This is a genomic window from Paenarthrobacter nitroguajacolicus, assembly GCF_029952445.1.
Lineage (GTDB): Bacteria > Actinomycetota > Actinomycetes > Actinomycetales > Micrococcaceae > Arthrobacter > Arthrobacter nitroguajacolicus_B.
Genome location: NZ_JAQPPK010000017.1, coordinates 42,913 through 53,718, shown reverse-complemented (window position 1 = coordinate 53,718; position 10,806 = coordinate 42,913). Strand labels below are relative to the sequence as shown.

At 63.8% G+C, this 10,806-nt stretch carries 9 protein-coding genes; all 9 read right to left on the bottom strand.

Features of this window, described 5'->3' with window-relative positions; translation table 11 throughout:
• Positions 1 to 57: 57 nt before the first annotated feature.
• The 9 genes from PJL15_RS13800 to PJL15_RS13760 all read right to left on the bottom strand — a co-directional run bounded on the left by PJL15_RS13800 (position 58) and on the right by PJL15_RS13760 (position 10,594).
• Positions 58 to 990, bottom strand: coding sequence for an NAD(P)-dependent oxidoreductase (locus PJL15_RS13800; RefSeq protein ID WP_281451715.1), 933 nt, complete (start codon positions 988 to 990; stop codon positions 58 to 60).
• 61 nt (positions 991 to 1,051) lie between these two features.
• Positions 1,052 to 2,071: a LacI family DNA-binding transcriptional regulator gene (locus PJL15_RS13795; protein WP_281451714.1), complete on the bottom strand. Its 1,020-nt coding sequence runs from the start codon at positions 2,069 to 2,071 to the stop codon at positions 1,052 to 1,054.
• A 2-nt stretch (positions 2,072 to 2,073) separates the two neighbouring features.
• A complete protein-coding gene (locus PJL15_RS13790) occupies positions 2,074 to 3,285 on the bottom strand; it encodes a Gfo/Idh/MocA family protein (RefSeq protein WP_281451713.1) in 1,212 nt (403 codons plus the stop codon).
• Between the two features lie 31 nt (positions 3,286 to 3,316).
• Positions 3,317 to 4,105 carry an HpcH/HpaI aldolase family protein gene (locus PJL15_RS13785; RefSeq protein ID WP_281451712.1) on the bottom strand — a complete coding sequence of 263 codons (789 nt, stop codon included), beginning with the start codon at positions 4,103 to 4,105 and terminating at the stop codon, positions 3,317 to 3,319.
• Complete coding sequence (iolD, locus tag PJL15_RS13780; protein WP_281451711.1) at positions 4,102 to 6,051, bottom strand: 3D-(3,5/4)-trihydroxycyclohexane-1,2-dione acylhydrolase (decyclizing); 1,950 nt, start codon at positions 6,049 to 6,051, stop codon at positions 4,102 to 4,104. The genes PJL15_RS13785 and iolD overlap by 4 nt, the downstream gene beginning before the upstream one ends.
• 26 nt (positions 6,052 to 6,077) lie before the next feature.
• Positions 6,078 to 7,508 carry an aldehyde dehydrogenase family protein gene (locus PJL15_RS13775; protein WP_281451710.1) on the bottom strand — a complete coding sequence of 477 codons (1,431 nt, stop codon included), beginning with the start codon at positions 7,506 to 7,508 and terminating at the stop codon, positions 6,078 to 6,080.
• A gap of 47 nt (positions 7,509 to 7,555) precedes the next feature.
• Positions 7,556 to 8,482, bottom strand: a complete 927-nt coding sequence (locus tag PJL15_RS13770; protein ID WP_281451709.1) for an ATP-binding cassette domain-containing protein — start codon at positions 8,480 to 8,482, stop codon at positions 7,556 to 7,558.
• A gap of 5 nt (positions 8,483 to 8,487) precedes the next feature.
• A complete protein-coding gene (locus PJL15_RS13765) occupies positions 8,488 to 9,528 on the bottom strand; it encodes an ABC transporter permease (RefSeq protein WP_281451708.1) in 1,041 nt (346 codons plus the stop codon).
• A gap of 70 nt (positions 9,529 to 9,598) precedes the next feature.
• Entirely contained in the window at positions 9,599 to 10,594 is a 996-nt protein-coding gene (locus tag PJL15_RS13760) for a substrate-binding domain-containing protein (protein ID WP_281451707.1), read from the bottom strand.
• Positions 10,595 to 10,806 lie beyond the last annotated feature (212 nt).

Below are 10,806 nucleotides of genomic sequence, written 5' to 3'. Positions count from 1 at the left end.
CCGGTGAAGCCGGGGCGAGGGTTGTTGTTTCGATGTGCTGCTGGTTAGCGTCGAACGTCATGGTGCTGCCACGGCCGCTGGTTGCCGGCCGGCGAGGACGTCCACCGCGCCCTTCGCGGCGTCCCTGACGGTGTGGGCCATCCCTTGCCTGGTAAAGCCCATCAGGTGCGGGGTCAGGACCACGTTCTCGTGGTCGAAGAGCCGGTGGTGGGCAGGCGGTTCGGGATCGTACACGTCCAGGCCGAGCCCGGACAGCTGCCCGGATTCCAAGGCCGCGTGGGCCGCATCGAGGTCGATCAGTCCGCCCCGGCTGCAGTTGATAAGGACCGCGCCGGGCTTCATGGCCTCGATCCGCACAGCGTCCATCAGGTGGTGGTTTTCAGCTGTCAGGGGTACGTGCAGGGTGGTGAAGTCGCTGCCCGCAAGGAGTTCCTCCACCGTGTTGCAACGGATTGGGTCCGGGATCTCGGCGTAGGGATCGTAGGCCAGGACCTTCAGGTCAAACGCTTCGGCGATGCGGGCAACGCGGCGGCCGATACGGCCATACCCGATGATGCCCAGCGTGAATCCTTCCAGGTCGCCAACCACGACGCCGGCACGCTGGTCCCAGCGTCCCTCCCGAACCAGCGAAGTCAGTGGGGACAGCTTCTTGACCAGGGCCAGCAGGTGTGCGAAAACGCCTTCAGCGACCGAAGCCGTATTGCTCCCGGGTGTGATGACGACAGGGATGCCGCGCCGGTTCGCTTCGGCCACGTCGACGAGGTCCGTCCCTACGCCGGTTCGGGCGATCACTTTCAGGGCCGGCATGCGGTCCAGCAATTCCCGGTCCACCCGGTAAGCGGCCCTGACGATCGCAGCGTCAGCGGCGGCCAGCTCGTCAGCATTGGGGTCCTGGATGAGCCGCTGGTGCTCAGCGAGCAATGGTTCGACCAGGTCCGGTTCGACGCTGCCAAGAGCGACAAAGATTTGGGGTGTGATTAAAGAAGCCATCGTCATCCTTGAAGATGTTGGGTCTGGGGCTCCGCCGGGGACGGAGCAAGCAGAGGTGTAGTTAGAGGCCGAGCAGGCTGGAGGTGCGCACCACAAGGTGGGGCGTCACCGGGTGGTGCACGAAGCCGTTGCCCTCGCCATGGATACGTTCCAGGAGGGTCTTGGCCCCGGTCACCCCAATGGTGGAACTATCCGGGTCCACCGTGGTCAGTCCGAGGCGGGGCATGGCACCGAGGGCGATGTTGTCGTAGCCGGTGATGGCTACCTCAAACCCACGTTCGTCCGCAGCTGTCATGGCGCCGAAGGCAGCGAGATCGTTGATGCAGGCCAGGGCGGTGGGGCGCTGCGTCTTTGACCGTGGTGAGCCGAGGGCCCTTTGGGCTGCGACGTAACCGGATTCCTGGAAGAAGTCGGCGTCCACAACGGAGATGTGGCGGGACAGTCCGTGCTCTTCCATGGCTGCCGAATACCCATCCACGCGTGCCCTGCCCACCGAGCCGCCAAGCCCGCCCAAGTGCACGATGTTTTCGTGGCCTTGGGCGATCAGGTGCTCAACAACCATCGCCATGCCTTGGGTGTCATCACTGCGCACCACGTCAGCTGTATCGATGTAATCGGGTCCCCCACCGGCGAATACCACGGCTCCGCCGGACACTGCCCGGTTGAACGGGGCCTTGTCCGGCACGGTACCGACCACGAGCAATCCAGCAACCCGAAGGTCCCTGAATGCCTGGAGGATGGACTGGTCCACTCCCCTGTCCGCCGCCGTCACAGCACTGAAGAGGACGGTATGACCTGCCTCTTCGAGCACGGTCCGGGCAGCATCGGCAACATCGAAGGCCCAGGGGTTGTGCATGTCACTGACCAGCACGCCGATGGTTCCACTGTCCCGGGTTGCCAGGGAGCGGGCTGCGAGGTTCAGTTCGTAGCCCAGCTCCTCGACGACCCTAAGCACCCGCTGGCGGCGCTCATCGCTGACGCGCGGTGAGTCGCGCAGGACGAGCGAGACCAACGACTTGGACACGCCGGCACGTTCTGCCACGTCCATGATCGTCGGCCGCCGGGCGGGTGTAAGTGCCATGGTTATGCCCGTGCTGCCGTGGTGCCGTGGATTTCCTCGATCTTCTGCCACTGACCGGACAGCGAGGACGTTTCGGCGGCACTGACAATGGCGGCCGCCGATGCGGCGTCGTTGATGTTCGAGTTTTCCTGCGCCCCACCGGCCACCGCAACCAGGAACTTCTTTGCTTCGATGACCTTGAGGTCGTCAAAGCCCATGCTGTTGCCGGGGCCTGGCTGGAAGTAGGAGTAGTCCCCGTGGCGCGGGCTCGCGTTGACTGTGGTGTAGCCCTGTTCGTCGTTGTTGCGGCCCAGGCAGACTTTGAGTTCGTTCATGCGTTCGAAGTCCCACTTGAGTGAACCTTCGGTTCCATAGACTTCGATCTGGTAGCCGCACTCCGGTCCGACGGCCACGCGGGAGGACTCGATGGTGCCCACGGCTCCTGCGCCCACTGCAGAGGGGCCGAAGCGGACCAGCGCGGCGGCGTAGTCCTCATTTTCGACCTCTCCCATTTCACCGTTCTCGATTACTGCGAAGTGCGTTCCGGACCCCATTGCCAGCTTGGGGCGCTGGGTGTAGACGGTGCTGGTCAGCGCGGTCACCTCGGCGATGGGTCCCACTACATATTGGCACAAGTCCGTTGCGTGGCTGAACAGATCCGCCAGGACACCGGTTCCGGCGAGTTTCCGGTCGAAACGCCAGGACAACGCACCGTTGGGTTCGGACGCGTAGCCCGAGAAGAACACCGCACGGACATTGGTGATCCGGCCCAGGCGGCCTTCGGCCACCAGCTTCCGTGCGTGCTCCACTGCCGGGGCGTGGCGGTAGTTGTAACCGATGGAGGTCACGACGCCGGCCTCCAGGGCGGCTTCCTGCACAGCTGCGGTTTCGTCATAGCCGCGTCCAACCGGCTTTTCGATCCAGAAGTGCTTTCCCGCTTTTGCGGCTGCGATGCCGATTTCAGCGTGCAGGAAGTTCGGAGCGCAGATGGAGACGACGTCCACGTCCGGGTGGTTCAGGACGTCGTGGTAGTCCGTGGTTCCTTCGGCGAAGCCAAGGACGTCGCGGGCGTAGTCCACCCGGCCAGGAGCGGTGTCCGCGGCGATCACCAGCTTGGTGGTGATCCCGAGCTCGGGGTAGGCGTACGGTACGGTCTGGTAGGCGCGCGAGTGGAGCTTTCCCATCCATCCGACGCTGATGAGGCCGACACCGATAGTGCGGGATTCTTGGCTCACGTTCGTGCCTTTCTTGTTGAAAATTCGTGGGTTAGTTGCGGGCGGTGTCAAAGGCGTCACGGAACGCCGCCGCCATGATGGTGGAGTCCGAACCTATGGCCACGAAACGGAAGCCCTGCCGGACGTACTTGGCTGCACCGTGCCCGTCCACTGCGAGGATGCCGGCGGCTTTGCCGTGTGCTTCGGCAGCCGCCACCACTTTTTGTAGCGCCTCCTGGAAGGTATTGCTGTCCAGCTGCAGGGGAACCCCCAAGGCGTAGGACAAGTCCAAGGGTCCGACGAAAAGAACATCGACACCGTCCTCGGCTGCGATCTGCTCCACGCTGTTCAAAGCATCGAGGGTCTCGATCTGGATGATCCCGACCGTACTCTGCTGCTCAGCGCTCAGTGGTGCGCGGTCCATGCCCCAGCGGCAGGAACGGTTGTAGGTTGCCACGCCGCGATCGCCGTACGGCGGGTAGAGCATGTGCTGCACGGAAGCGGAGGCTTCGCCGACACTATTCAGCCGCGGCACCATGATGCCTGCCGCTCCTTGGTCCAGAACCCGGCCGATCCGGATCCGTTCGCCGCTCTCCACCCGGACAATGGTGGGAACTCCGTAGCTTCCTGCTGCCAGGACCCCATCTCGGACGGCGTCCTCTCCGCCGGAGCCGTGTTCAAGGTCGATCAGGACCCAGTCCGCACCGGATGCCGCACAGACTTCGGCGGCAACAGCGGAAGACATTCCAACGAACGTCCCCACGGTAACCTCACCGGAGGCCAAGCGGCGCCGGAGCCTGCCGCCGTCGAGAGGGCCGGCGTCGAACGTTGCCGCACTCATCCGAACCACCGCTGGCGTCCGCGTGCGTTCTCGTAGTCAGACCGGAGGTCTTGGACCCATTCCTGCTCCGAAACCTCGGCGGGCGCCACATCCCACCAGACGTCGCCGCCGGGCAGGTCCACGTGGGGAACCGTGGGGACCACGATCACCACCGGTCCGGCGGTGTCGCGGGTGGAGGACAGGGCTTCGCGGACCTCGGCTGCTGTGGTGGCGCGGATGGCCAGTGCGCCAAGGCCTTCGGCGATCTGGCGAAGGTCCACCTTGAGGTAGTCGCCTTCCAGCCGCGCCTTGGGGGCGTCCTCGACGGCGACGCTCCCGCCGGTGGTCCGGTAGCGGAATTCGTTGCCGAACTCGCGCCCCATGCGGTTCATCTGCAGGCGGTGGATGACCTGGTAGCCGTGGTTCTCGGACACCACGATGGTGACGTTGAGTCCTTCCTGGGCTGCGGTGACGATCTCCGTGGGTGCCATGAGGAAGGTGCCATCGCCGATGAAGGTGACCACGCGGTTGTCGTTGTTGCCTTCGGCCAGGCGTACGCCCATGCCGGCCGCGATTTCGTAGCCCATGCAGGAGAACCCGAATTCCAGGTGGCAGTTGCGGTTGCCAGTGGCGTCCCAGACTTTCTGCAGGTCCCCGGGAGGGCCACCGGCGGCGGCAATGATGGTGTCGCCTGAGCGGGCGTGTTCCTGCATCAGGCCGATGAGCTGCGGCTGGGTCAATGCGGCGCCGGTGACCGGGGCGTTCGGGTGGTCATCTGGACGGTAGGCGGTGTCGGCGTCAAGCCACTGAGACCGGATGGGCGCCCACTTGGCTTTCTCGGCGTGGACCCTTTCCTGCCAGACTTCGCTGGTGGAATGGCCTTCCAGTGCGGAGGCGAGGGCTTCCAGTCCGAGACGGGCATCGGCCAGGATGCCGGTAGCGCCTTGTTTGCGGGTGTCCGCGTCCACGATGTTCAACGAAGCGAACCGGACGTCCGGGTTCTCGAAGATTGACTGTGAACCGGTAGCGAAGTCCGTCAGGCGCGTGCCAACCGACAGCACAAGGTCGGCCTGCTTGACCAGCGTGTTGGAAGCGAAGTTGCCTTCCAGCCCGACGCCACCCACCTGCCACCATTCGTCCTTGGTGACGGCTCCCTTGCCACCGAAGGTCTCCACCACGGGGATGCCGGTCTGACCGGCCAGGGCCTCGAGGGCCGCGTGGGCATCGGAGTAGTGGATGCCGCCACCTGCGATGAGCACCGGGCGCTCGGCCTTGCGGATCAGCTCCGCGACCTCTGTGACTTCCTGAGGGTCAGGCAAGGGCCGGCGGACTTTCCAGTCGCGGGGTGCGAAGAACTCAGCCGGGAAGTCGTAGGCGTGCGACTGGACGTCCTGCGGCAGCGAGATCACCACAGCACCGGTATCGGTGGGGCTGGTCAAGACGCGCATGGCCTGTGGCAGGGCGGTCAGCAACTGCTCGGGACGGTTGATCCTGTCGAAGAACCGGGAGACCGGACGGAACGCGTCGTTCACGGTGGCGTCTGCCTCGGTGGGGTGTTCAAGCTGCTGCAGCACCGGACCCTGGTGGCGGGTTGCGTAGGTGTCACCGGGCAGCAGAAGCAGTGGGAGGCGGTTGACCGTGGCCAGGCCTGCAGCGGTGACCAGGTTCAGCGCACCCGGGCCAATCGAGGCTGTCACAGCCAGGACTGCCTGACGGCGCGTGGCCTTGGCGTAGGCGGTGGAGATGTGGGCCATGTACTGCTCGTGGCGGCCCTGGATGAATGGCATCTCGTCGGCGAGCTGATCGAGTGCCTGCGCCAGGCCTGCGACGTTGCCGTGGCCGAAGATGCCAAGCACGGCGGGGACCAGACGGCGGCGCACGCCGTCAGCCACCGAGTACTGTGCGGAGAGGTATTTGATGACCGCTTGGGCCGTGGTGAGCCTGATGGTCTGCGATGGTGTGGTCATTGCCTTGTTTTCCGGTTGTCGTGGGGTTACCAGGTGCGTCCGTGCAGGACGATCGTCTTTTCTTCGGTCATCTCCTGGACGGCGGAGCGGACGCCTTCCTTGCCGATGCCGCTGCCCTTCAGCCCGCCGTAGGGCATGAGGTCCGCCCGCCAGAGCGGGGTCCAGTTGATGTGGATGTTGCCGGCGTCGATTTGCCGCATTGCCTGGACAGTGTTGGCCACATCGCTGGTGAAGATGCCTGCGCCAAGGCCGTGCTCGTTGTCGTTCGCGAGGGCGATGGCGGATTCCATGTCAGGTGCCGAGGAAACGGCGACGGCGGGGCCGAACAGTTCGTTTCGGCTCAGGTTCGATCGCGGATCCACGCCGGACACGACTGCCGGTGTCACCACGGCGCCGTCCCGGTCACCTCCGGTGAGGACCCGGGCGCCGGAGTGCCGGGCTTCGGTGATCGAGGCATGAACGCGGGCGGCTTCTTCCTCGGAAATCAACGAACCAAGCCGCGTGTCCTCCTCCTTGGGGTTGCCCACGGAAATTGCTTCAACCTTGGGAACCAGGGCATCCAGGAAGTCAGCTTCGATGCGACGGTCCACGATGACCCGCTGGACGGAAATGCAGACCTGCCCGGCGTTGATGAATCCACCAGCTGCCACTGCGGTGGAAGCCAGTTCCAGGTCCGCGTCCGGCAGGATAATCACCGGGCACGAAGCGCCAAGTTCGAGCGAGAGCTTCTTCACCCCGGCAATGTTGCTGATCCGGGTGCCGGTACCGGTGGACCCCGTGAAGGAGACCTTGCGTACGCGCGGGTCCGTGACCAGGACGTCGCCCAGTGAGCTGCCGGGTCCGGTGAGCACGGACAGGGCTTCTGCCGGCAGGCCGGCGTCGACGAAGCATTGCGCCAACTTCAGCGCCGTCAGCGGCGTCGCACGTGCGGGTTTGAGGACGACGGCGTTACCGGCTGCCAGCGCGGGTGCAATTTTGTGCAACACCAGCAAGGCCGGGTAATTGAACGGCGTAATGGCGACCACGATGCCCACAGGCTGCCGCAGAGTAAAGCCGACCTTGTCCAACCCTGTTCCGGCGTTGGCGTCCAGGGGAAGCGTGGAACCATAGAGCTGGCTTCCTTCATAGGCTGCCAGGCGGATGATGTTTCCGGAACGAGAGGCCTCGCCGCGGGCTTCCGTGATGGGCTTTCCCGTTTCAGCGCTAATAGTCTGGGCGATGTCCTCGGCCCGTTCATCGGCCAAGGCCGCCGCCCGGAGCAGGATGTCCACCCGCGCGTGGGCGGGCGTGGTCCGCTGCAGGTGGGCGCCGATTTCCGCCCGGTCAAGGGCATCCTGGGCGTCTTTCACTGTCGCCACGGGGACCGTATCAATCGTCCGGCCATCAAATGGCGAGCGTACTTCCTCGAGCCTGCCGTCTGAGGCTCCTCGCCAGTTTCCGGCTACTAGCATTTCCATGGTTGCTCCATCCAGGGGTTGTGAAACGTCTGCTGTTACTTCTGCGCTCAGTGGCGCTTGGTGCTGCTTTCGGGTGCCGCTACTGCCACGCCCTCGACTTCGGCTTTGACCTCGTTAAGGGCTTCGGTGTGGCCGCCGAGCTGTTCGAGTTCGTGGGCGAGTTCGGCCAGTTCGGCGCCGCCTGCCATCTGCGCGGTCAGTTCTTCGAGGGTGATGTCCTTCTTGTCGTAGTAGCCGATCGATTTGCCGCGCTTGAGCAGCAGGAACCGGTCTCCGACGGGGAAGGCGTGGTGCGGGTTGTGGGTGATGAAGATGACGCCGAGGCCGCGGTCGCGGGCCTGGAGGATGTAGCGGAGTACGACGCCGGACTGCTTGACTCCCAGCGCGGCCGTCGGTTCGTCCAAGATGAGGACCTTTGCGCCAAAGTACACGGCCCGGGCGATTGCTACACATTGGCGCTCACCGCCGGAGAGCTGGCCGATGGGCTGCTCCACATCGCGGAGGTCGATCCCCATCTCGGCGAGTTCTTTGAGCGTGATGTCCTTCATGCGTTGGACATCCAGGCGGCGGAAGGGACCTGCTCCGGTGGTGAGTTCGGAGCCGAGGAAGAAGTTCCGCCAGATCGGCATGAGGGAGACCACGGCGAGGTCCTGGTACACGGCGGCAATACCGGCGTCGAGGGCTTCGCGGGGTGAGCCGAGCTTGCGATCCTCACCCATGATCTTGAAGGAGCCTTCGTCGTGCTGGTGCAGACCGGCGATGATTTTGATCAGCGTGGACTTTCCGGCGCCGTTGTCGCCCAGGACACACGTGACGCGGCCATTGTCCACGGCCATGGTGACATCGCGGAGGGCAATAACGTTGCCGTAGTGCTTGCCAACCTTGTCAAGTGAAAGCAGGTGCACCGGGGTGTGCGTCAGCGGATCCTTCTCTTCTTTCAGCAGGGTCTGCTGGTCGATTTGCTGTGCGTTCATGATGGCTACTTGCTTTCGGCTCGGCGTTTGACGATGAGGTTCACGATGGTGGCCAGAAGAAGCATCAAGCCAAGGAAGAACTTGAACCAGTCCGGATTCCACTGGGCGTAGACGATGCCTTTGTTGGCCATGCCGAAGATGAAGGCGCCGATCGCACCGCCAACTGCCGAGCCGTAGCCACCGGTCAGGAGGCAGCCACCGATGACCGCAGCGATGATGTAGAGGAACTCGTTGCCGACGCCTTCGCCGGATTGCACGGTGTTGAAGGCGAAAAGGTTGTGCATGCCCAGGATCCAGCCGCAGAAGCCCACGGCCATGAACAGGCCGATCTTGGTCTTGGTCACGGGCACACCCACGGCGCGGGCTGCGTTGGCATCGCCACCGACGGCGAAGATCCAGTTGCCAACCCTGGTGCGGAGCAGGACCCAGGAGGCGATCAGGACCAGGGCGATCCAAATAAAGACAGTGACGTTGACGTCAACGGTGCCGATCTTGACGCTGGAGGCGAAGATCGCCCGGGCGGTGTCGAAACCGTCAATGTCCGAGATGGAAGGGGTAGCAACAGCGCCGCCGATCAGGCGGGTCAGGCCCAGATTCAAGCCTGCGAGCATGAGGAAGGTGGCCAGGGTGACGATGAAGCTGGGGAGCTTGGTCTTGACCAGGATCCAGCCGTTGATGAAACCGATGCCCAAGGAAACCACCAGGGCGAAGAGGACTCCCACCCAGATGTTCATGCTGAAGTACCAGCTGAACATGGAGGCGGACAAAGCGGACGTAATGACCGCGACGCCAGTGGAGAGGTCGAACTCGCCACCGATCATCAGCAGGGCAACGCCGACGGCCATGATGCCGATGGTGGAACTACCGTAAAGGACGGTGGCCAGCGAATTGGGTTGCAGGAAAACGGGGGCAATCGCGGAGAAGAAGACGAAGAGGACGACGGCACCCACCAGGGCGCCGATCTCGGGGCGCACCAGCAGTTTCTGGAGGGGGTTCCGAGTACTGACGCGCTCGTCGGATGGTGCTGTAAGGACGGCATTGGCCATGATGACTAAACTCCTTTGGCGTGGGACGCCGGGCCGTGGTGCCCGGCGTCCCAACGGTTTGTGGTGTGGGTCAGCGGATACCGGCCTGCGCGAATGCGGATACGTCTCCTGCGTTGCTCTTGTCCACCACGGCGGGACCGGTGTAGACCTGCTGGCCGCCACCTACCTTGAACCCGCCAACCTTGCTGAGCCAGATAGCATCAACGCTGCCGTATCCCTGAAGGTAGGGCTGCTGGTCCACAGTGAATTCGACGCTTCCGTCCGAGATGGCCTTTGCCAGGTCGGCGTTCAGGTCGAAGGAAGCCACTTTGATGGTCTTTCCGGTTTCCTTGACGGACTTCACGATGGTGAGCGTGAAGGGCGCTCCGAGTCCGACGATCGCGTCTGCGTCCGGAGTCGATTGCAGCTTCGCGGAAACTGTGGACGAGACCGACGTCATGTCGGCCCCGTTGACGTTGAGGATCTCGGTCCCGGGTACGTTTTCCTTGATTCCGGCGCAGCGGTTCTCAAGGCCCACATGGCCCTGTTCCTGGATGACACAGATCGGGTGCTTGACGCCTTCTTCTGCAAGGCGCTTGCCCACCGTCACACCGGCCAGTTTGTCGCTCTGGCCAAAGTGGGTGAAGGCGCCCAGGGCCTTGGACTGGTCCTCGCCGGCGTTCATGCTGACTACCGGAATGCCGGCGTCGACCGCTTTCTTCACGACGTCCTTGAGCGCGTCCGGCTTTGCCAGGGTGACCACAATGCCGTCCACCTTTTGGTCGATGGCCTGCTGCACGAGCTGCGCCTGGCGGCCTCCTTCTGCGTCGCCGCTGTAGAGGAGTTCCACATTGTCCTTCTTCGCCGCGCTTTCGGCACCCTTGCGGACGATATCCCAGAAGGTATCTCCGGCCGCAGCGTGGGTGATCATCGCAACTTTGATGCGGGCCGTATCGGCTACCTGGCCGCCGGCACCACTGTCCGTGCCGGTGTCGGTCTTGCCGCCGCCTGCAGAGCATGCCCCCAAGGCCAGAAGCGGCACTACGGCCAGGGCCAGTGCGCCCCTCCGCAAATTGAACTTCGCCACGTGAAATCTCCTTTGATTCGCGTTATTTAGACCCGTCGCCCGTGCTGCTTGCCTTGCGAAGGCATCGTGGGGAGAAGGGAACAACCTCGATGTGAACGGATGTGATCCACCTCGCTTTGTGGAACGCTCCAACGCTAAATCACAGCTTGACCAATTGTCAATGGAGCGTTCCAATGGATATATCCAGCGGGCCGGCATGGCCTCTGGCACCC

Bases quoted from the DNA above. Each gene is read 5' to 3' on its own strand.
- PJL15_RS13800 (WP_281451715.1), bottom strand. From the start codon at position 990: ATGGCTTCTTTAATCACACCCCAAATCTTTGTCGCTCTTGGCAGCGTC.
- PJL15_RS13795 (WP_281451714.1), bottom strand. From the start codon at position 2,071: ATGGCACTTACACCCGCCCGGCGGCCGACGATCATGGACGTGGCAGAA.
- PJL15_RS13785 (WP_281451712.1), bottom strand. From the start codon at position 4,105: ATGAGTGCGGCAACGTTCGACGCCGGCCCTCTCGACGGCGGCAGGCTC.
- iolD (WP_281451711.1), bottom strand. From the start codon at position 6,051: ATGACCACACCATCGCAGACCATCAGGCTCACCACGGCCCAAGCGGTC.
- PJL15_RS13775 (WP_281451710.1), bottom strand. From the start codon at position 7,508: ATGGAAATGCTAGTAGCCGGAAACTGGCGAGGAGCCTCAGACGGCAGG.
- PJL15_RS13770 (WP_281451709.1), bottom strand. From the start codon at position 8,482: ATGAACGCACAGCAAATCGACCAGCAGACCCTGCTGAAAGAAGAGAAG.
- PJL15_RS13765 (WP_281451708.1), bottom strand. From the start codon at position 9,528: ATGGCCAATGCCGTCCTTACAGCACCATCCGACGAGCGCGTCAGTACT.